General features: G+C 36.1%; 16 protein-coding genes. 12 read left to right on the forward strand and 4 right to left on the reverse strand.

The genetic code is table 11. The annotated features are described in order from the left end of the window. Window positions 1-5 precede the first annotated feature (5 nt). The 3 genes from ACHRWY_RS15180 (at window position 6) to ACHRWY_RS15190 (ending at window position 4259) form a co-directional block, all read left to right on the forward strand. On the forward strand, window positions 6-2132 hold the full coding sequence (locus ACHRWY_RS15180) for a hypothetical protein (RefSeq protein WP_395355771.1): 2127 nt from the start codon (window positions 6-8) through the stop codon (window positions 2130-2132). A 74-nt stretch (window positions 2133-2206) separates the two neighbouring features. Then, entirely contained in the window at window positions 2207-4069 is a 1863-nt protein-coding gene (locus tag ACHRWY_RS15185; protein WP_395355773.1) for a rhamnogalacturonan lyase, read from the forward strand. Then, entirely contained in the window at window positions 4062-4259 is a 198-nt protein-coding gene (locus tag ACHRWY_RS15190; protein ID WP_395355997.1) for a transposase, read from the forward strand. Before ACHRWY_RS15185 ends, ACHRWY_RS15190 begins: the two co-directional genes overlap by 8 nt. An 83-nt stretch (window positions 4260-4342) precedes the next feature. On the opposite strand, the gene ACHRWY_RS15195 is transcribed toward ACHRWY_RS15190, so the two are convergent. After that, complete coding sequence (locus ACHRWY_RS15195) at window positions 4343-4753, reverse strand: XRE family transcriptional regulator (protein ID WP_395355774.1); 411 nt, start codon at window positions 4751-4753, stop codon at window positions 4343-4345. A 323-nt stretch (window positions 4754-5076) separates the two neighbouring features. Continuing rightward, window positions 5077-6117: a GntR family transcriptional regulator gene (locus ACHRWY_RS15200; RefSeq protein ID WP_395355775.1), complete on the reverse strand. Its 1041-nt coding sequence runs from the start codon at window positions 6115-6117 to the stop codon at window positions 5077-5079. Between the two features lie 386 nt (window positions 6118-6503). Between ACHRWY_RS15200 and rhaT the strand changes: the two genes are divergently transcribed. The 7 genes from rhaT to ACHRWY_RS15235 all read left to right on the forward strand — a co-directional run bounded on the left by rhaT (window position 6504) and on the right by ACHRWY_RS15235 (window position 15991). Continuing rightward, window positions 6504-7553, forward strand: coding sequence for an L-rhamnose/proton symporter RhaT (rhaT, locus tag ACHRWY_RS15205; RefSeq protein ID WP_395355777.1), 1050 nt, complete (start codon window positions 6504-6506; stop codon window positions 7551-7553). 42 nt (window positions 7554-7595) lie between these two features. Beyond that, window positions 7596-9737, forward strand: a complete 2142-nt coding sequence (locus tag ACHRWY_RS15210; protein WP_395355999.1) for a bifunctional aldolase/short-chain dehydrogenase — start codon at window positions 7596-7598, stop codon at window positions 9735-9737. A 355-nt stretch (window positions 9738-10092) separates the two neighbouring features. Further along, complete coding sequence (locus ACHRWY_RS15215; RefSeq protein ID WP_395355779.1) at window positions 10093-11367, forward strand: TIM barrel protein; 1275 nt, start codon at window positions 10093-10095, stop codon at window positions 11365-11367. Window positions 11368-11378: 11 nt separating this feature from the next. Continuing rightward, a complete protein-coding gene (locus ACHRWY_RS15220) occupies window positions 11379-12740 on the forward strand; it encodes an FGGY-family carbohydrate kinase (RefSeq protein ID WP_395355781.1) in 1362 nt (453 codons plus the stop codon). 363 nt (window positions 12741-13103) lie between these two features. Continuing rightward, a complete protein-coding gene (locus ACHRWY_RS15225; protein WP_395355782.1) occupies window positions 13104-13844 on the forward strand; it encodes a (Fe-S)-binding protein in 741 nt (246 codons plus the stop codon). Window positions 13845-14010: 166 nt separating this feature from the next. Then, a complete protein-coding gene (locus ACHRWY_RS15230) occupies window positions 14011-15411 on the forward strand; it encodes a lactate utilization protein B (protein WP_395355783.1) in 1401 nt (466 codons plus the stop codon). After that, entirely contained in the window at window positions 15404-15991 is a 588-nt protein-coding gene (locus tag ACHRWY_RS15235) for a lactate utilization protein C (RefSeq protein ID WP_395355784.1), read from the forward strand. Before ACHRWY_RS15230 ends, ACHRWY_RS15235 begins: the two co-directional genes overlap by 8 nt. 95 nt (window positions 15992-16086) lie before the next feature. Here the strand turns inward: ACHRWY_RS15235 and ACHRWY_RS15240 are convergent, their stop codons facing one another. Beyond that, window positions 16087-16668, reverse strand: coding sequence for an NAD(P)H-dependent oxidoreductase (locus ACHRWY_RS15240; RefSeq protein ID WP_395355785.1), 582 nt, complete (start codon window positions 16666-16668; stop codon window positions 16087-16089). After that, window positions 16665-17633, reverse strand: a complete 969-nt coding sequence (locus ACHRWY_RS15245; RefSeq protein ID WP_395355787.1) for an alpha/beta hydrolase — start codon at window positions 17631-17633, stop codon at window positions 16665-16667. Before ACHRWY_RS15245 ends, ACHRWY_RS15240 begins: the two co-directional genes overlap by 4 nt. 124 nt (window positions 17634-17757) lie before the next feature. On the opposite strand from ACHRWY_RS15245, the gene ACHRWY_RS15250 reads away from it, so the two are divergent. Then, window positions 17758-18606, forward strand: a complete 849-nt coding sequence (locus ACHRWY_RS15250; protein ID WP_395355788.1) for an AraC family transcriptional regulator — start codon at window positions 17758-17760, stop codon at window positions 18604-18606. A 265-nt stretch (window positions 18607-18871) separates the two neighbouring features. Further along, window positions 18872-21613, forward strand: a complete 2742-nt coding sequence (locus tag ACHRWY_RS15255; protein ID WP_395355790.1) for a substrate-binding domain-containing protein — start codon at window positions 18872-18874, stop codon at window positions 21611-21613. Window positions 21614-21991: the final 378 nt, after the last annotated feature.

Here is a 21991-nt window from a genome sequence, read left to right on the forward strand (position 1 = left end):
TTCAAATGAAAAAATATTTATTAATTATTATACAACTATTTTCTGTTTCGCTTTCGGCACAGCAAAGAATAGACAGAAAAGCATTGGTTACAAGGCATAATGTTTCAATTACAGCTATGGATACTTTGGCTTCACTGACTGTCGGAAACGGTGCGTTTGCTTTTACCGTCGATGCTACCGGATTGCAGACATTTCCTAAAAAATACGAAAACGGAATTCCGTTAGGAACACAATCGGAGTGGGGTTGGGACAGTTATAAAAACACGAATAATTATAAATTTTCAGAAACGCTAAGGGATTACAAACAGTATGGAAGAGCGATTTCATATACGGTTCAGATCAAAGAACCAGCTAGAAAAGTTGAAGCCGTAAACTGGTTTCGCCAGAATCCGCATTTGTTGCAATTGGGGAATTTAGGTTTTGAAATTACCAAAAAAGACGGAAGTATTGCAAAACCGGAAGACATTAAAGCGATTGCCCAAAAATTAAATCTCTGGACAGGAGAAATCGAAAGTTATTTTGAAGTTGAAGGAGTTCCGGTTACCGTTTTGACGGTTTCACATCAGGAAAAAGATGCGATTGGAGTAAAAGTCAAATCGGATTTATTACAGCAAAAACGTTTAAAAATCAGTTTAAGAATTCCGTTTCCTACAGGCGATTGGGCAGACATGGGAACAAAATGGGAAGGTAAACAGGATTACAAAAGCACATTGGCAGAAAAATCAAAAACAGATGCTGTCGTAACGCATGTCATGGACAGTATATCATACAATGTCAATTTAAACTGGAAAGGAAATGCACAGATTAAAAAGACTTCAGATCACTATTTTGTGGTCGAAGCGTCCGATACAAATACATTAGAATTGAGTTGTCTTTTTACTTTAACCGATAAAAAAACACCCAATTCTTCTTTCACAGCTATTCAAAACAGCAGTATAAAAGGGTGGGAGGAATTTTGGAAAAGTGGTGCAGCAGTAGATTTTTCCGGAAGTACAGATCCTCGCGCCAAAGAACTGGAACGAAGAGTGATTCTTTCGCAATATTTAACCAAAGTACAATGTACAGGAAAAGTTCCGCCACAAGAAACAGGTTTAACCTATAATAGCTGGTATGGAAAACCGCATTTGGAAATGCACTGGTGGCATGGCGTTCATTTTGCACTTTGGAACCGACCGGAGCTATTAGAAAAAAGCCTTCCGTGGTATCAGAAAGTTTTTGATAAAGCCAAGAATATTGCCAAAAGACAAGGTTTCGAAGGAGCAAGATGGCAAAAAATGACTGATCCGGATGGAAATGAAAGCCCGTCATCTGTAGGATCGTTTTTGCTTTGGCAACAGCCACATTTTATTACCTATGCTGAGTTGATGTATCGCGCCAAACCAACTACAGGCACTTTAAATTTATACAGTGAGCGGGTTTTTGAAACGGCTAATTTTATGGCTTCTTTTGCGGATTACGATGCAAAAAATGACCGTTATGTTTTAGGACCGGGAGTTATTCCGGCACAGGAACGTTTTAAAGCGATGGAAACGTTTAATCCTACCTATGAATTAGCGTACTGGAACTGGGCTTTGAAAACGGCAATTATGTGGAAGAAAAAACTAAACCGGAAAGTACCTGAAAAATGGGAAACGGTTTTAGCGAAACTATCTCCATTGCCAGTAGCAGATCAGGTCTATCTGGCAACAGAAAGCGCAACCGATTCGTATACCAATCCCGAATTCAAAACAGATCATCCATCTGTATTAGGAACTTTCGGAATGCTTCCGGAAACGTCACTTTTAGATAAAAAAATCATGAAAAATACGTTTGACCTGGTTTGGAAAACATGGTCCTGGGATAAAACCTGGGGTTGGGATTTTCCAATGACAGCGATGGCTGCAGCTCGCTTGCAAATGCCTGACAAAGCAATTGATGCCTTGTTTATGAATGTAACCACGAATACGTATTTAAAAAACGGACACAATTATCAGGCAGAAAGATTAACGCTTTATCTTCCCGGAAATGGAGGATTACTAACCGCTGTTGCCATGATGTGTGCGGGTTGGGACGGTAGTACGGAACAAAATCCCGGTTTCCCAAAAGACGGAACCTGGAAAGTACAAAGCGAAGGGTTTAAGAAGATGTTTTGATTTTATGGCGCACGGATACCAGCCAAAACCCGTGTCATCTGTGCCCCATATTTAACCTATAAAAAACACCAATTATGAAGAATAAAATTTTACTATTATTTCTTTTGTCAACGGTGCTTTCATTCGCTCAAAGGCAAATGGAAAACCTGGATCGGGGTGTAATTGCCGTAAAAGATAAAGGACAGTTTTTTATTGGATGGCGGGTTTTAGGCACAGATCCTGATGATCTGTCTTTTAATTTATACCGAAAAAGCGGTACTAAAAAAGCCGTCAGATTAAACAATAATCCTATTACCGGAGCAACTAATTTCGTTGATACCAAAGCCAATAACCAGGAAGAAAATACCTGGTTTGTAAAAACAGTCTTAAAAGGAAAAGAAACGGATACAAAAGGAAGTTTTACCATTCCCGCCCAAAGCCCGGATAAACAGTACCTGTCAATTAAACTAAAACCGGTTGTGGGATATATCCCGAATGATCTTTCGGTGGGGGATTTAGATGGAGACGGAAGATATGACCTGATTGTTCACATGACAGGAAAAAGCCTGGATAATTCTTTTAAAGGAATTACGGATCCTCCAATATTTCAGGCATATACGTTGAACGGAACATTTTTGTGGCAGATCAGTCTCGGGAAAAACATCCGCGAAGGCGCACACTATACCCAATTTATGGTGTATGACTTAGATGGTGACGGAATTTCGGAGTTTGTTTGTAAAACCGCCGACGGTACAACCGATAGTCAGGATAATGTGGTTGGAGATCCTGCGAAAGATTGGGTCGACAGGGACGAAAAATCTCCCACCTATGGTAAAATTTTAAAAGGACCTGAATACCTTTCGGTTTTTGACGGAAGTACCGGCAAACTCATTACAACTACTGAATATATTCCGGAACGAGGTGATCTGGCAGGCTGGGGCGGAAGAGGCGGGAGCGGAGGAAATGATACAAAAGGAAATCGAATCGATCGTTTTACAGCTTGTATTGCATACTTGGACGGCATCCATCCCAGTGTGGTCATGTGTCGCGGTTATTACGGAAGAACGGTTTTGGCTGCCTGGGATTTTAAAAATAATCAACTGACTTCGAGATGGGTCTTTGATAGTAAAGATGCCGAAAACCCCTACTCCGGAATGGGAAATCACGGACTCACGGTTGCAGATGTTGATAATGACGGAAAAGACGAAATTATCTACGGATCGATGTGTGTGGATGATGATGGAAAAGGATTGTATACCACAGGATTCAGGCACGGAGACGCTTTGCATGTTTCCGATTTAGACCTTGATGTTCCGGGCTTGGAAGTTTTTGGAATTCATGAAATAGAAAACGGAACAACTGGCCCGGGCGTAACGCTATTTTCTGCAGCTGACGGAAAAGTTTTATTTACCGGTTCCCTAAATCAGGATGTGGGACGCGGCGTTGCGGATAATATCGACCCAACCAGAAAAGGAGCACAATGCTGGTGGTCAGGATCTCCGTATTTGCATGATATGAAAGGAAATGAAATAGGCAAGGTGCCCACTTCGACTAATTTTTTAATTTATTGGGATGGTGATTCTTCCAGAGAGCTTCTGAATTCTAATTATATCGATAAATACAATGCAGGCCGGTTGTTTACGGCAATAGGTGCAGCATCTAATAACGGTACCAAATCAACGCCGGCACTTTCGGCAGATATTCTGGGAGACTGGCGGGAAGAATTAATCCTGAGATCTGAGGATAATACGGAATTAAGAATGTATTCGACCACAATTCCAACCGAAATCAGGCAATATACTTTAATGCACGATCCGCAATACAGATTGAGTGTGGCCTGGCAGAATGTGGGTTATAATCAACCGCCTCATACGAGTTTTTATATGGGAAAAGACATGAAACCGGCCCCAAAACCAAAGATTGTTTTGGTAAAGGTTCAAAAGCAAAAAGATAAATAGGTCTTCTTGTAAGAAACGCAGTGAGGGAGATTTATATAATTACGAGTTTAAACTTCGTTGTGTTCAGGAAGTTCTAAAAAATAATTATTCAATTCGCTCGGTTGCAAGAGAGAATAATTTTACTGAGAGTAATTTCAGAAAGTGGGTTAACCTTTATACCCCTGGCAGGCCACGTTCGAATAAGACATAAAAAAGGTTAATTCCTAAAATTAAAAAGAGACTTCAGAGTCTCTTTTTGTGTATTAATAGGTCTTATAAATGATTATTTCGGAATTATTTATTGATTATTTTTTCGAGCCTTGCCATCATCTCATCTTTCTCCTTTAACATTCTTTCATACAAGGCAATCTTTTCTTCATGAAGTTTTAATAGTTGGTCAATTGGATGAAAGGTGCAATTATCATTTCTTTGATAACCATACAATACTGAACCATTATCAAACGTATTCGAAATGATATTCACCGCCTGCTCCTCATCAAAATTCTGAAAAGCTTCAACAGGAATTTTCAATGAATTTGAGATTTGCTTAAGTATGACATCTTCAATTATATCTTTTTGCTCGAGCATAGAAATTTTCTTTTGATTCCAGTCATTTCCCAGATCAAAAGCCAATGCTTCTTGTTTAATGCCAAGCATTTCTCTAAAGCGTTTTACATTTCTTCCCTGATGTATTTTCTGTTCCATAATGTGTGTCAAATTTCTGAAGGCTCAAAGATAAAGCCATTCGATTATAAATTCTGATTTTCAAAGATAAAAATTATCCAGTCAAATATTCATTTTATCAGATATTATCTACGTTTTCCGAACTGTTTATTTTTTTTAAAAGATAGAAACTCAGCCTAAAGACTTCTAATAAAATGCAGTCACATTAATATCGCCTTATGACTGGACAGGTAGTGCAGCAAAATCGCAAAGTAAAGTCTTTATATTAATACGGTACAACTTTGCTTTTATATAAAAAAGAAAGAAAACTTTGCGCCTTAGCGTCTTTGTGGCAAAAAAAACTCCTAAATCGAATTCCGGTCAATAAAATTAAACGGCACTTTAACCTGTCCTTTTTCTTTATTCAGAATCATTCGGGCAGCAGTTTCTCCCATTACATTAAAGTCAGTAGACATTACCGTTATGCCTAATAGTTCTTTCAAAGGGGTATCGTTATACGAGATAACACCAATATCTTTGCCTAAAACATATTCTTCATCGCGAATTTGTTTCATTAAATTCACCAGATCCGATTCTTCGATTGTAATAAATAAATCTCCTTTTTTAAGGATCATATCATCGTAGACTTCGCTCAGAATTTCAAAATTAATTTCATGTTCAACACAAAACTTTTTAAAACCATGTAAAATACGTCGCGGATAAGGATAAACTGCCTTTTCCGGATACACCAGAATTAGTTTTTTATACTTGGCTATTTTTGCAAGACCTTCTTTTAAAGCATTGTAAATGTCATTTTCAAAATCCTGATAAATCTTGATGATTTCGCCTTCCATTCCCAATTTAATATTATCCATTAAAACCAGCTTTTCGTCCGGGATTCTCTGGATTGCTTTTGCCACTTCATCTGTAAAACTTAGATGCTTTAATTCATCTGTTTTAAAGTGTGTTGTGATTACATAATAATCATAAGCGCCTTCAAATTTGTCCAGTAAGTTCAAAAACAAAGTTTCATCGCAATGGTAAATATGCAGGTCGGTATGTGCATTGGCTCCAAGGGTGTTAATAAAAGAACTGTATGTTTTCATTTTATAAGCGCTCAGTTTATTAAACAAAAACAAAATATTTACTTTAGATTCAAGTTTTGTGCGGGTAATATAATAGCCTTTTCCTCTGATTGAGGATATTATTTTTCGTTCTTTTAGAATATTATAAGCCTTTTCTACCGTGTCTCTCGACATATAGAATTCTTCGCTAAAGCTATTTATTGAGGGTATTTTTTGATTTATTTTTAAATTTCCGTTGGCGATATTCTGCAAGATAGAGTCTACAATTTGTTTGTATTTAGGAACTCTTGAATCTTCATCTATTTTAATCAGTTTAATCATTTTTGGTAGCTTATAAATTATATGACAACTTGCTGTAAAATCATTTTGACTTATAATTAATACAAAAGTTTAATCCGGAAACGCATGAATTATTTCATTTACCACTTTTCTCACAAAAGGATTGAAATAAAATAAGGCTTATTGTATGTTTCTGTTGATTTGTTTATTCAGGGCAAATTGAGGATATAATAATTACGAAATCGATTGCTAAAATAGAAATTTTAAATTTATATTTCCAATAAAATTGGGTAGTTCTTCTTGATAATCTTCAGTTTTAACATAAATAACAAAAGTATAAAGGATAGTACAGGACAGTTTTCTTTTTTACATTCTATTATTTTACAAAACCAAACTAACTATCGCATTAACCAAAAACAAAATTATTAATGGAATCATTATTAGGAATCATTTTTCACGCTATCGGAGGGTTTTCTTCGGGTAGTTTTTATATGCCTTTTAAGAAAGTAAAAAATTGGGCCTGGGAAAGCTACTGGATCGTTGGAGGTTTTTTTTCCTGGTTAATAGTTCCGCCCATTGCCGCTTATTTAACCATTCCAAATTTTGTTGATATTATCACAACTGCTTCCCCTTCAATAAAAGCTTTCACCTTTACAATGGGATTGATTTGGGGAATTGGAGGATTAACATACGGTCTGGGTGTTCGTTACTTAGGAATGTCACTGGGAAATTCTATCGTACTTGGATTTTGTTCTGCCTTTGGAGCTTTGGTTCCTTCTGTATATTACGATTTATACCCAACAGCCGGAAAAATTTCATTTAGCGATATGCTGGCCAGTTCAGGCGGACGCCTGGTTTTATTAGGTGTAGCCGTTTGTCTTGTAGGTATTGCCATATCAGGAAAAGCCGGAATGCTCAAAGAAAAAGATTTTGCAACAGGTCATGAAAACAAAGACAAGGATTTTAGTCTGGTAAAAGGTTTGATAATAGCCGTTATTTCGGGCGTTTTGAGTTCCTTTTTTAATTACGGAATCGAAGCCGGAAAACCAATGGCAGAAACAGCAGTCGCCTATGGCTGTAACCCCTTATTTCAAAATAATGTTACCTATATCGTTTTGATGTGGGGAGGTCTGACTACTAATTTTATCTGGTGTATGTACCTTAACTTCAGGAATAAAACTTTCTCGGATTATACGAATACAAAATCACCAATTGCCAAAAACGTACTCTTTTCGGCTATTGCAGGAACCATGTGGTTTTTACAATTTTTCTTCTACGGAATGGGGGAAAGCAAATTAGGAAATGGTGCAAGTTCATGGATTTTACACATGGCGACCATCATTCTGACGGCAAATTTATGGGGATTCTATTTAAAAGAATGGTCAGGAGTTTCTAAAAAAACAATAAGAACTTTTGGTTTTGGAATTGGATTAATTATGCTTTCGATTGTTTTAGTCGGAATTGGAAACTCATTATAAATACAGAAAATAAACAGTAAAACAAATATGTCCAATACAACAATGTCGAATATAAACACAAAAAATATGAATTTTAAGCATGTAAGCTATCTATGGGACGAGACTAAGGCAGCAGCATTAGCAGGAGATGAAGTGGCGCTTTTCATTTATCGTTCTAACTTACTGGGAGCTGATTTAAGACTAACAAATTACGGTGGAGGTAACACTTCGGTAAAAATTACAGATAAAGATCCGTTAACAGGAGAAAGCTCTGAAGTAATGTGGATTAAAGGTTCTGGCGGTGATATTGGTACATTGACAAAATCCGGTTGTGCTGCACTTTATTTAGACAGGCTTCGTAATCTGGAAAATGTATACCGCGGAATCGAATTTGAAGATGAAATGGTAGAATTGTTCAATCACTGTATTTTTGATTTGGCTTCAAAAGCACCTTCTATAGATACACCTTTGCATGGTTTTTTACCCTTTAAGCATATTGATCATTTACATCCTGATGCCGCAATTGCCATCGCTGCCGCAAAAGACGGAGCTAAAATTACCGAAGAATTATTCAACGGTGAAATTGGATGGGTGGGATGGCAACGTCCTGGTTTTGACTTAGGACTTCAATTAAGAAGCTGTCTGGAAGAAGCAGCCCAAAAAGGCAAAAAACTACGCGGTATTATGTTAGGTTCTCACGGTTTATTTACCTGGGGAGACACTGCATACGAAAGTTATATCAATACACTTGAAATAATTGAAAAATGCGCCGAGTATTTAGAAAACAACTACGGAAAAAAACGTGCTGTTTTTGGAGGTAAAAAAATCGAAAGTCTTCCGGAAGCTGACCGTAAACTAAAGGCGGCAAAAGTAGCTCCGGTTTTAAGAGGGTTTTGCTCATCAGAACGTCAAATGATTGGACATTATACAGATGATGCAAGAGTTCTGGAATTCATTAATTCTAATGATTTGTCAAAATTAGCACCATTAGGAACGTCTTGTCCGGACCACTTTTTAAGAACAAAAATAAGTCCTTTGGTTTTAACCTTAGATCCAAACGAAGATTTATCTGATATCAATGCCGTTAAAGCAAAATTAGCACCTGCTTTTGAAGCTTACAGAGCCTTATACAAAGATTATTACAATGCTTGCAAAAAATCAAATTCGCCGGCAATGCGTGATCCAAATCCGGTAGTGATTTTATATCCCGGAGTGGGTATGTTTACGTTTGCCAAAGATAAAACGATGGCACGTTTAGCATCAGAATATTATATCAATGCCGTAAATGTAATGAAAGGGGCAGAGGCAGTTTCAGAATATACTTCCTTACCACATCAGGAAGCTTTTGATATTGAATACTGGTTGCTGGAAGAAGCAAAATTACAACGTATGCCAAAACCAAAAGCCTTATCCGGAAGAGTTGCTGTTATTACAGGTTCTGCCGGAGGAATTGGTAAGGCAATTGCGAAAAAATTTGCTCAGGAAGGGGCTTGTGTAGTGATTAATGACATCAATGAAGAGCGTTTAGAACAAGCGACCGCAGAGTTTATTAAATTATTTGGTAAAGATGCTGTTTCAAGCACTTTATTGAATGTAACGGATGAAAAAAGTACAGAAAAAGCATTAGACGAAGCTTGTTTAGCTTTTGGTGGTGCTGATATTATAGTGAATAATGCCGGAATTAGTATTTCTAAATCTATTGCAGAACACACTCTTGAAGAATGGGACAGGCTATATGACATTCTGGTAAAAGGGCAGTTTATTGTGTCTAAAGCCGGAATCGAAGTAATGCGCAAACAAGGATTTGGCGGAGACATCGTAAACATTGTTTCTAAAAATGCTGTCGTAGCAGGTCCAAATAATCCGGGTTACGGTTCGGCAAAAGCAGCTCAGGCACATTTAACACGTTTAATGGCTGCTGAACTTGGAGCAGATAAAATTCGTGTAAATACAGTAAATCCTGATGCAGTAATCTCAGACTCCAATATTTGGTCCGGAGGCTGGGCAGAAGGTCGTGCAAAAGCCTATGGTATCACGGTAGAAGAACTGCCGGCTTACTATGCAAAACGCACGTTATTGAATGAAATTATATTGCCCGATGATATTGCAAACGCTTGTTACGCTTTTGTGGGTGGTTTACTGGGTAAATCAACAGGAAATGCGCTAAACGTAGATGGCGGAGTATCAATGGGCTTTTACAGATAAGTTGTTTAAGTTTTTATAAGTTTGTTTAAAACAAAAGTGGTTTTTTGTGATCTAACGTTCGATAACATTTGAACGTTAGATTTTTTTTAAATATAAAAACACTGAGAAAACCAACAAAATAGCATAAAATAGTAACGTTAAACCAGAGTTCAATTTATATAATTAAGCTGAAAAAGTTATTGAGCACATAGAACATAGATTAGAATTAAGTTAAAGGTATTTGTTGAAAGCCATAATATTGACTCCAGTCAAACGCCTTTTATAAACCAGGAAACCTATATTTCTATGTGGTAAAAAAAAACATATTAAAGCTTTAATTATATATATTGTAATCTCTATTAAAAGATAAAATAATATGTTAATCGAATCAGGCAATATTGAATCTCATAACGAGGATTTATTAAAAAAACATCAGAATAAATTTGCTTTCACCATATCAGAAATTGGTGAAACAGAATCAATTATTAAAAAACTAATCGATTTTCAAATTGCAATTCCATCGTGGGCACTAGGAACCGGAGGAACAAGATTTGGTCGTTTTGCAGGAGGCGGAGAACCACGTTCGATAGAAGAAAAAATTGAAGATGTAGGTTTGCTTCATGCTTTAAACAATGCTTCCGGTGCTATTTCATTACATATTCCGTGGGATATTCCACAGGATTACAAAGCCATAAAAAACCTGGCAGCACAGCACAATTTAAGATTTGATGCCATGAATTCGAATACGTTTCAGGATCAGGCAAATCAGGAACATTCGTATAAATTCGGATCATTACAAAACGTAAACAAAGCAGTTCGTAAACAAGCGATCGCACATAATATCGAAGTCATTAAACACGGAATCGAATTGGGATCAGAATCACTAACAATTTGGTTAGCCGATGGATCCTCTTTTCCGGGACAGTTAAACTTTAGAAAAGCCTACCAGAATACCTTAGAAAGTTTAGAAGAAATCTACGATGCATTGCCTTCAAACTGGAAATTGTTTTTAGAATACAAATGTGCTGAGCCTAACTTTTATTCTACGACTGTAGCAGATTGGGGGCAATCTTATTCGTATGTAAAAAAACTAGGCGATAAAGCACAGACTTTAGTCGATTTAGGACATCATTTGCCCAATGCTAATATCGAACAAATCGTTTCTTTATTATTAATGGACAATAAATTAGGAGGGTTTCATTTTAATGATTCAAAATATGGAGATGACGATTTAACAGCCGGAGCATTAAAACCCTACCAATTGTTCTTGATCTTTAATGAATTAGTTGAAGGAATGGACGCCAGAGGAATGAACCATGCCAAAGATTTAGGCTGGATGATTGATGCTTCTCACAACATAAAAGATCCTTTAGAAGATTTATTACAATCTGTTGAAGCCATTATGATTGCTTATGCGCAGGCACTTTTAGTAGACAGAAAAGCTTTAGAAATTGCTCAGGAAGAAAATGATGTAGTAAAAGCACAGGAAATTTTGCAAAATGCTTTCCGTACAGATGTTCGTGCCCTGGTTGCCGAAGCCCGTTTACGTTCAGGAGCAGCATTAAATCCGGTTGAATTGTACCGCAGTCTTGCCGTAAGAAAAAATCTGGTAGGAGAAAGAGGTTTAAAAACGATGGCTACAGGCTTATAAAAAACAGCATAATGAATGTAGTTGCAATTTTTGATATTGGTAAAACAAACAAAAAGGTATTTTTATTTGATGAAAACTATAAAATTGTTTGGGAAAAATCAGTTAATCTTGACGAAACGGTTGATGAAGACGGTTTTCCCTGCGAAGACATAGAAGTACTCAAAAACTGGATATTCGAAAGATTAGCAGAAATAAAAAACCTATCGGATTATATTCTAAAAGCCATCAATTTTAGTACTTATGGCGCTAGTTTTGTCTACATTGATAAAGAAGGAAATGTTTTAACTCCTCTGTATAACTATTTAAAAGAGTATCCGGAGGAGTTAAAAAACGACTTTTATAAAAAATACAAAGGAAAAGAAGTTTTTGCAGTAAAAACAGCTTCTCCCGTGTTAGGAAGCCTGAATTCAGGAATGCAAATTTACAGACTGAAAGAAGAAAAGCCGGAATTATTCAAGCAGGTAAAGTACTGTTTACATTTACCACAATATTTGAGTTTTCTATTGACCCATGAAGCTTATGCTGACATTACAAGCATTGGATGCCATACCAATCTTTGGAATTTTAAGAAAATGAAGTATCATAAATGGCTCAAAAACGAAAATATTTCGGCTAAAATTCCGCCAATTCATCACGGAAAAGACATCATCAAAAAAGAAAACGGATTAGCTATTGGTGTTGGATTACACGACAGTTCATCAGCCATTATTCCCTATACCATAAACTTTACCGAGCCTTTTGTCTTATTATCAACCGGAACCTGGAGTATTTCACTAAACCCGTTTAATAATAAACGATTAACTTTTGAGGAATTACAAAACGATTGCTTGTGCTACATGCAATATACAGACAAACCGGTAAAAGCTGCCCGTCTTTTCTCAGGCAATGAACACGAAGTGCAAACCAAAAAACTGGCAGAACATTTTAAAGTTCCTGTAGATTCTTATAAAGATATTTACTTTGATAAAAATGTGGTGGCAAATTTAAGAGCTTTGAATTTTCAAATCCTTTATCCTAAAAAATACGATTTTGATATTCTAAAAGAATGTCCGTTTCAAAAAAGAGACTTTTCTTCTTTTAAAAGTTACGAAATTGCGTATCATCAATTGATGTTGGATTTGGTTGAACAACAGGTTTTTTCGACTAATTTAGTGGTGCATAATAGTCCTGTAAAGAAAATTTTTGTAGATGGAGGATTCAGCAAAAATTCAATTTTTATGAATTTACTGGCAGAAGCCTTTCCGGATGTAGAAGTATACGCTGCTTCTATGGCGCAGGCAAGTGCTTTGGGTGCCGCGTTAGCGATTCATCAAAACTGGAATCCTAAACCCATTCAGAACGATTTAATTGATTTGAAATTTTACAAGCACTAGAGAGAGCTTCAATTAAAAATTGAGAATTAAAAATTAAAAATTTCTTTATTTGCGATATTTGTGCAAATAAAAGGGATGGGATAAAATTAATCTCGCAAAGGCGCAAAGTTTTTTACAAAAGTTCCGGAGGAACGACCTATTTTGTAGCAACGGATTTTAATCCGATGCGGTTGAATAGTTAAAAAATGAAAATCTGCAGAAAAATATTTTAATACATAGAAATATAGATTTTAGGTATAAAAAACGTTCTAAAAAGAAATACATTTCTATCACATAGTGCTATGAGTTTTATTTAAAGTGAAACGTTTTTTTACTTTTTCTACAACGATGTTCCTATGTGTTTAAAAATAATAATACATTAATATGAAAATCGGATTATTTATACCGTGCTATGTCGATCAGTTTTACCCGAAAGTAGCTATTGCCACGTATGAGCTTTTGCAAAAATTAGGTTGCGAAGTTCATTTTCCGATGGGACAAACCTGTTGCGGGCAACCGATGGCAAATAGCGGATACCAATATTTAACCAAAGGCTGCGATGCTAATTTTATCGCTAATTTTACGGGATTCGATTATATAGTTTGCCCTTCCGGAAGTTGTGTTTTACATGTTAAAGAGCATTTACATGACGAGAAACAAGAAGAAGTCGCAGCAGAAATGCGAAAGAAAGTATTCGAATTAACCGAGTTTATTACTGATATTTTAAAAGTGGATTCGATAGACGGAAATTTCCCGTACCGAGTAGGAATGCACGTAAGCTGTCATGGTCAGCGCGGATTAAAACTTTCGCAAATGACAGAGCTTAATGCGCCATTTTTCTCAAAACCCGAGCAATTATTACATAATATAAAAGGGTTGGACCTGGTTTCTTTGTCCAGAAAAGATGAATGTTGTGGTTTTGGAGGAACATTTTGTGTGACCGAAGAAGCGGTGTCGGTAAAAATGGGACAAGACCGAATCAAAGATCATGAAAATCATCAGGTTGATTATATTACCGGTGGCGATATGTCGTGTTTAATGCATTTAGAAGGCATTCTGAAAAGACAAAAAAGCCCGATAAAAACCATTCATATTGCCGAAATATTAAATTCACTGGAAAATTAAAAGTAAACGTTGGCTATAATTTTAACCGCAAAGTGCGCTAAGAAAAATACGCAAGGTTCGCTAAGATAAAAAAGTAGCTTTGCGAACCTTGCGTAAAACCTTGCAAACTTTGCGGTTAGATAATAACCATCATAAATATTTTAAAATTGACTTTCAAATAATAAAGATGTCATCAGAAAAAGTTATACCACACAGCGAAGCAGCAACACGTTTTAACAAAGATACAGAACGCGTCAACTGGCACGATGAAACACTTTGGTTTGTTCGCGAAAAACGTGATAAATCAGCACATCAAATCGCTGATTGGGAATTGCTTCGCGAAACCGCTTCACAAATTAAAAATAATGTACTTTCTAATATTCATGATTATTTGATTGAGTTTGAAGCAAACGCCCAGAAAAACGGCATTATTGTACATTGGGCAGCCGATGCCAAAGAACATAACGAAATCGTGCATTCGATCATGGCAAAACATGAGGTGAAGCAAATGGTGAAATCAAAATCAATGCTTACCGAAGAATGTCATTTGAATGATTATCTGGCAGAAAAAGGCATCGAAGTCATCGATTCGGATTTAGGAGAATATATTGTGCAGCTTCGTAAAGAACCTCCAAGTCATATTGTTTTACCTGCCATTCACCTTAAAAAAGAAGATGTAAGCGAAACTTTTCATGAACATTTAGGTACAGAAAAAGGAAACATAGATCCTCAGTATTTAACTGAATCGGCTCGTTTGAGTTTAAGGAATACCTTCTTAACCCGCAAAGTCGCTTTAACCGGAGTAAACTTCGCTATTGCAGAAACGGGCGAAATTGTGGTGTGTACCAACGAAGGAAATGCAGATATGGGAGCTCATCTTGCTGATGTTCATATTGCCTGCATGGGATTCGAAAAACTGATTCCGCAACGCAAACATTTAGGCGTTTTCCTGAGATTATTGGCCAGAAGTGCCACAGGACAGCCTATCACTACTTTTTCAAGTCACTTTAAAAAACCAAGAGAGGGAAAAGAACTTCATATTGTGATTGTCGATAACGGCAGAAGCACACAATTAGGAAGAGAAGATTTTAGAAACTCCCTAAAATGCATTCGCTGTGGTGCGTGTATGAATACATGTCCCGTTTACAGACGCAGTGGCGGACACAGTTATCACAATGCCGTTGCAGGACCAATTGGTTCTATACTGGCACCCAATTTAGACATGAGCAAAAATGCCGACTTACCATTTGCCAGTACACTTTGTGGTTCTTGCACCAATGTTTGTCCGGTAAAAATTGATATACACGACCAATTGTACAAATGGCGTCAGGTTTTGGTAAAAGAAGGACATACGCCAACATCGAAAACCATTGCGATGAAAACGATGGCAACCGTTCTGGCAAATCCGGCTATTTTTAATATTGCCGGAAAATCCGGTCGTTTTGTAATGAAAAATATTCCCGGACTCGTCAATAATAAGATGAATAAATGGTACGATCAGCGCGAGATGCCTGATGTTCCCGAAGAATCTTTTAGAGAATGGTACAAGAAAAATTCAAGAGAAGCAAAAGCAAAAGAAAATGAGTAGCAAAGCGGAAATTTTAAATAAAATAAAGCAAAACCAACCGGCTTTTATTACAGACTTGCCTGATCTGAATCTTTTAAATTCAGACAATCCTGATGTGCTTGCAACGTATAAAACCGTACTGAAAAATATTGGTGGCGATCCTGTAGAAGTTGCCGATTATGCTGAAATCATTCAGTACATAAAAGCAAATTATGCGATCGAAAAACGTATCATAACGACAATTCCGGAACTTTCAGAAATTGCAGTTTTAGACTGGACCCATGATGATCCGCATTCGCTTCAGGACGTAGAATTAAATGTTATAAAAGCTCATTTTGGCGTAGCCGAAAATAGTGCGCTATGGGTTACAGACGATTTATTAGGACAACGTGTTTCGCCTTTTATTGCACAATATCTGGCTATTATAGTACATAAAAAAGATATTCTTGCCACCATGCATCAGGCTTACGAAAGAATCGGTAATCAGGAATATGGTTTCGGGACTTTTATCGCCGGACCGTCTAAAACAGCCGATATCGAACAATCATTGGTTTTAGGAGCCCACGGGGCAAGAGGATTAATCGTTTTTATGTTGGATTAAAAAATCGTTGGGTATAATTTTTCATGCACATAAGGTAGCTTTTATGTGGTAAAAGTAATTATATCCAATGAGTTCATTATAAAAACGACTCAAATTTATTTGGAGTCTACTAAAGCCAGGTATTTTATCTTCTTTAGCCATTTTAATCTGTCACTTTTATTTAATTCATTAAGAGGTCCAATAAAATTACTTGTAATGGGAGCTATCCCGCAGTAACCTAAAATTCCTTCTTTTAATTGTACAAGCCCGCTTGACTTATAGATTTCTTCATACATAGTTAGGGATAAATCGCCTGCCGTTGTAATAATTCGTCCTGTCTTTCCTTTTAATAATCCTTCGGTAACACCTTTTTCATCCTTCTTGAAGGTAATACCTGGAAGAAATGCCCTGTCGAAAAAACCTTTCATAATTGCCGGAATACCCAGCCACCACATAGGATGTATCCATACCGTATGTTCACTCCATTGAATGTCTTCTAAGGCTTTTACCAAGTCAGGTTCCAATTCCATTCTTTGAGAATAACCGAACTGTAAATTAGGATTGAAATCCAGCGCTCCGATAGCGATATAGCGAACTTCTGAACCGGCTTCCCTAGCAGAATTAATATAAGAATCTACAATAGCACTGTTTAAGTTTTCTTTGCCAGGATGCCCATTTATAATTACTATTTTTTTCATTTTTGCGGATCTAAAATTTTATTGTATAATTTAACTTGTTGGGTATAAAAAGTATCGGATAATGAACACGGGAAAAAATCAAAGGCATGTACAGCTCCTCGTATTTCCAATAAATCAACCACAATACCGGCTTGCTGTAATTTTATGGTATATTTTTTCCCTTCGTCTTTCAGTGGGTCCAATTCGCATACTATGATCGTTGCATTTGGTAAATCTTTGAAATTTTCTTCCAATAGTGGGACTGCATATTTTGGTGGCTGGATTATTAGCTGCGGTAAGTAATGTTTCCACATCCATTCTGTTGCTTTTTTGGTTTGCATAGGAGCATTTGCTAAGTCTTGCATTGATTGGGTTTTCAGGCGATGATCCATTGGTGGATAAAGTAAATACTGGTGCTGGATTTCTACTTGCTTTTTATCTCTTGCCAGATGGGTAACAGAAGCTGCAATAGTCGCTCCGGCACTGCTTCCGCCTATCAGAATATTGTTTTTATCCCCTCCGATATTTCCGGCATATTTAGACAACCACAACAGTGTATCATATCCATCTTCCATAGCAGCAGGAAAAGGATGTTCAGGCGCCAATCTGTAATCGACAGACACAATTACTGCATTAATATCAATTGCTAGTCTGAAAAATAAAAAATCATATTGCTCTGGAGTTCCGTAGATAAAAGCTCCTCCATGAAAATAAAGCAATACGGGTAAAATACCTTTATCGGAGGGTTTGTATGTTCTTAATGGTATAGTACGTTTATTTTGGGAAGAAGGAATCTGAATGTTTTCGACATGTAACTGATCGGGCATTTCAAGAGATTGTTCCTTTAATGATAAGGTAAGTTCCTCGGCTCTAATTTGCGCAGGATTACTTTCCAGCAAACTTTCATAATCTATCTGCATATAGTCACTTTTGGTAATGGCTTGCCAAAGGTTGCTGTCTATATTCTTCAAATTGGTATTTTTCATATTCAGTGATTTTTATAATCCCACACAATCTTAATTTATAATGTTTAATTGTGTCTGGCAAAAATAGACTGGTAAAGCGTCTTCTAACAGGTATATTTCAAGTGTATTTGGGTATCTTTGCCACATGGCAAGAGAAAACATTTACCAATCGCTCGAAGTATTTTATGAAAAAATAGATGTATGTCCATTACGTGACAGACAGTTTAACTTCTTTGAAATGGTTTATGTCATATCCGGTAATGGAAGCTATTCTACAAATGGAAATAAAGTCGATTACACATTAGGAGACTTATTTTTGACTACGCCCAATGATTGCCATGAATTTGACCTGTACAGTATTTCTGAGTTTATAGTCGTTCGTTTTGGCGAAAATTATATTAAAGAATATCAATGGAAAAGTATTGACCATATCGAATGCCTCTTGTATTATGCTTCTCATTTGTCAGGTTCAGTTTTGGCGAGCCATCACGATAAGCAAATGGTTCATATCCTTACGCAACAGCTACAACATACTATTGAACATAACAATATTTATAACCAGGACTTGATTCGTCATTTAGTAAATGCGATTATTGTGATAGCTGCAAGGAACATATCAGCGGTAAAACCAAAAAATATTTCTCCCAATGCAGATGTGCGTATTCTGCAAATACTGGATTATATTCAAGAGCATATACGTACTCCGGAACGCTTGAAAATAGCTGTAATGGCAGAAGTATTTGGTTTATCGCCAACTTATCTGGGCAGCTATTTTCGTAAACAATGTGGAGAAACCATTCAGTATTATATTTCTTCTTACAGAATCCGCCTGATAGAGCACAGACTAAAATTTAGCGATAAAAGAGTTCATGAGATAGCAGATGAATTTGGGTTTGCAGATGAAAGTCATGTCAATAAATTTTTTAAAAGACACAAAGGAATGAGCCTTAAAAGTTTTAGAATGAATGGAATAAAAAAAAGCTCTGCAGGTTAGTTAAGGATGCAGAAAGATTGTACTTCTTGTTCGTAGAACAAAGCACATCATTAGCAGTTTACAGTGTTTTTTGAGGATCACTGTTTTTGATTAAGATATTTCAGTCCTAAGTTGCAAACATCAAATAAAAGTTTAATTTTACCCTATTATATTCCCTTCCCGCTTGTCAGTGCAAAATAATCCTTCCTAATTATTTTGACAGGTTGTTGGTCTAAGAAGGTATTTTTTTTGAAAATTCATTTTCATTTACATAAACTTATAATTCATGTATTCACCTGTAAAATATATTTTGCTGCTTTTTTTAGCATCATTAAGTTTAGTTTCCTGTAGTCAAAAACAGGGAGATAAAATAAAGGTAGGTTTCTCGCAAGCCATGACCACAGACGATTGGCGCAAACAAATGACCAGTTCGATAAAAATTGAAGCGTCGTTGAGGCCTGAAGTCGATTTAAAAATTAGCGATGCCAATAATAATATTAGCAAACAAATCGAAGATATAGAACGATTTATAGCCAATAAGGTAGATGTTATTATTGTATCTCCAATCCAGTCGAAACCCTTAACTGCCGTTGTTGAGAAGTCCATTAAAGCCGGAATTCCCGTTCTTGTGGTAGACCGTAAAATAGATGGGGAAAATTACACCGCTTATCTTGGGGCCGATAATATTGAAATTGGAAGAATTGCCGCCCGATATATCATTTCTCACAGTAAAGGTTCAGGCAAAATCGTTGAAATTACAGGGGCAAACGGTTCTTCGCCGGCGTATGAACGCAGCCTTGGATTTGATCAGATCATTAAAGGCAATAAACGTTTTAGTGTTGTGAATACTATTCACGGCAATTGGGAAAAAGAGTCTGTAAATGCACCGTTAAAAAATATTCTTTTACAAAATCCTGATATTGAATACATTTTCGCCCATAACGATCGTATGGCATTAAGCGCATGGGAAACTGCCAAAACGGTTGGATTAGAGAATAAAATCAAATTTTTGGGTGTTGATGGATTAAATTCTGTGAATGGCGGGATCGAATTGGTAAAAAGTGGTGTTCTCAACGGAACTATTTTATATCCAACAGGAGGAAATGAAGCATTGAAACTGGCTCTGAAAATGTATCATAAAGAGCCCATTTCTAAAAATAATATCCTTAATACCATTGTTATCGACCATAACAATGCTGAAATTATCGAAAACCAAATGGACAAGGTAGATCAGCAGCAAGCCGTTATAGAGTCACAGCAAGGGGCAATCAAGGTTCAGGAAAGAGAATATGCTTCGCAAAATAATCTGGTGCGGTTGCTGAGTTTTTTCCTCGTGATTATTTTGAGTCTGACCGTTTACAGTATTTATTCGACCATTTCTATCTCGAAAAAGAAAAAACAGCTGGAAAGCATCAATCAAACCGTAATCAATCAAAATAATGAGATTCAGGAAATGGCAAAGATTGCAGCAAAAAGCAACGAAGCAAAACTGAATTTCTTTACCGGACTTTCGCATGAATTTAAAACACCCATAACTTTGATTATGAGTTATGTGGAGTCCCTGATCGAAAATGAAAAAATCAAAGGAACCGCACTTATTGACGAGGTAAAACTCATTCATAAAAATTCAAACCGATTACTCAGATTAATAAATCAATTGCTGGATTTTAGAAAAATAGAGGAGCAAAAATTTACTTTAAGAGCCTCAAGTACCAATATGTACAATTTTACTAACGAAGTAATGACCAATTTTAAAGGAGAAGCTGCGCGTAGAAATATTGATTTTCAGCTGACTATCAAAAATAAAAATCTGGAGTTATTTATCGATAGGGGATTAATGGACAAAGTGTATTTCAATTTGCTTTCTAACGCTTTTAAATTTACGCCTGATAACGGAAAAATAAACATTTCAATTATCGAAAATCAGGACAATACAGTAAAAATTAGTTTTAAAGATTCCGGAATTGGAATCCCTGAAAATGAATGGTCTAACGTATTTAGTCCGTTTTTTAAAGCTTCAAACAATAATAAAAACAGTTCTGGAATTGGGCTTCACTTATCCAAAGAATTTGTGCTCTTGCATCACGGAACAATTGAGCTTAAATCGAAACAGGGAAGCGAGTTTGTCATTACTTTATTAAAAGGAAGCAGTCATTTGCAGCCTTCAGAAATGGTAAATCAAGCCGAAAACCTAAACATCACTCCAAATTTAATAACAGACAATCTTGATATAGAACCTGATTTTAAAGAAGTACATGCAATTGCTGAATCAGAGAAATATTCGCTTTTGATCATAGAAGATAACATTGATCTGGTTACATTCTTAAAAGCAAAATTATCCGTTGAATATATGGTGTATTCTTCTGACGGAAGCGATGCTATCGAAAAAACAATGGAAATTGTCCCGGATATCATCATTTGCGATATCAATCTGGTTGAGAAAGACGGTTATGAAATCAGTAAAGAATTAAAGAAGGATTTACGCTCTTCACATATTCCAATTATCATTCTGACAGCACAAAGCAATAAAGAATCTGTATTGAAAGGCTTGCAGAGTGGAGTAGATCAATATCTGACCAAACCTTTTAGCCTTTCGATTTTAAAACAATCTATTTCGAGTTTGCTTTTCAACAGAGAAAAACTGCGTTATTATTATACCAATAATATTTATCGTATTGAGCCTGAATCTAAATTTGGAAATCAGGAACAAACTTTTATTACTAAAATGAATGATATTATTAAACTCAATGTTGAAAATCCTAAATTTTCTGTAGAAGATTTAGCAGATAAGTTAAGTGTTTCAAGAGTTCAATTGTACCGCAAGGTAAAAGCAATTATCGGAATCAATATTAGCGATCATATCAATAATGTTAAATTAGAGAAAGCCGCAGAGCTTTTGAAGTCAAATCAGATGAATATTTCTGAGATTGCATACTCTCTTGGGTTCTCTTCTCCAAACTATTTTTCTACTGCTTTTAAGAATAAATTTGGAGTTTCTCCTAAAGAATATAAAAACGATAATTATTAATGCGTTTTTGGTATTGTTTTTTTTGAGTAGAAAGTTCATCTCAATTGTTTTATTGTAAGCTTTTTTTTTAGCCGTATGTGCCCAATAATCAATACAGAGAATACCTAACAGGTTTTTGAAACCTGTTAGGATAACAACAGAAATTTGAAGTTTTTAAAAAATTTGTGACTTTGGAGATTTGCTCGCCATAATAAATAGGATAGCAATATCTGAATTGCCTCCAACTTCAGCTCAATGTCATTAAGTTAAGGAAAAAACAATAAATGATTTAATATTTTTGATTAACGATTTTTGATTTCAGATGTGTGAAACAGCATAAAATCGACAATCCTGTTATTTATACCCATAAAGATTTGAAAGCCTACAATTTGTGTCGTT

It is taken from the genome of Flavobacterium sp. FlaQc-48 (assembly GCF_044007335.1).
In the GTDB taxonomy this organism is placed as follows: Bacteria; Bacteroidota; Bacteroidia; order Flavobacteriales; family Flavobacteriaceae; genus Flavobacterium.

Coding starts and splice junctions, on each gene's coding strand:
- ACHRWY_RS15210 (WP_395355999.1), top strand. CDS start 7,596: ATGTCGAATATAAACACAAAAAATATGAATTTTAAGCATGTAAGCTAT.
- ACHRWY_RS15220 (WP_395355781.1), top strand. CDS start 11,379: ATGAATGTAGTTGCAATTTTTGATATTGGTAAAACAAACAAAAAGGTA.
- ACHRWY_RS15230 (WP_395355783.1), top strand. CDS start 14,011: ATGTCATCAGAAAAAGTTATACCACACAGCGAAGCAGCAACACGTTTT.
- ACHRWY_RS15255 (WP_395355790.1), top strand. CDS start 18,872: ATGTATTCACCTGTAAAATATATTTTGCTGCTTTTTTTAGCATCATTA.
- ACHRWY_RS15245 (WP_395355787.1), bottom strand. CDS start 17,633: ATGAAAAATACCAATTTGAAGAATATAGACAGCAACCTTTGGCAAGCC.
- ACHRWY_RS15185 (WP_395355773.1), top strand. CDS start 2,207: ATGAAGAATAAAATTTTACTATTATTTCTTTTGTCAACGGTGCTTTCA.
- ACHRWY_RS15200 (WP_395355775.1), bottom strand. CDS start 6,117: ATGATTAAACTGATTAAAATAGATGAAGATTCAAGAGTTCCTAAATAC.
- ACHRWY_RS15250 (WP_395355788.1), top strand. CDS start 17,758: ATGGCAAGAGAAAACATTTACCAATCGCTCGAAGTATTTTATGAAAAA.
- ACHRWY_RS15235 (WP_395355784.1), top strand. CDS start 15,404: ATGAGTAGCAAAGCGGAAATTTTAAATAAAATAAAGCAAAACCAACCG.
- ACHRWY_RS15225 (WP_395355782.1), top strand. CDS start 13,104: ATGAAAATCGGATTATTTATACCGTGCTATGTCGATCAGTTTTACCCG.
- ACHRWY_RS15195 (WP_395355774.1), bottom strand. CDS start 4,753: ATGGAACAGAAAATACATCAGGGAAGAAATGTAAAACGCTTTAGAGAA.
- ACHRWY_RS15180 (WP_395355771.1), top strand. CDS start 6: ATGAAAAAATATTTATTAATTATTATACAACTATTTTCTGTTTCGCTT.
- rhaT (WP_395355777.1), top strand. CDS start 6,504: ATGGAATCATTATTAGGAATCATTTTTCACGCTATCGGAGGGTTTTCT.
- ACHRWY_RS15215 (WP_395355779.1), top strand. CDS start 10,093: ATGTTAATCGAATCAGGCAATATTGAATCTCATAACGAGGATTTATTA.
- ACHRWY_RS15240 (WP_395355785.1), bottom strand. CDS start 16,668: ATGAAAAAAATAGTAATTATAAATGGGCATCCTGGCAAAGAAAACTTA.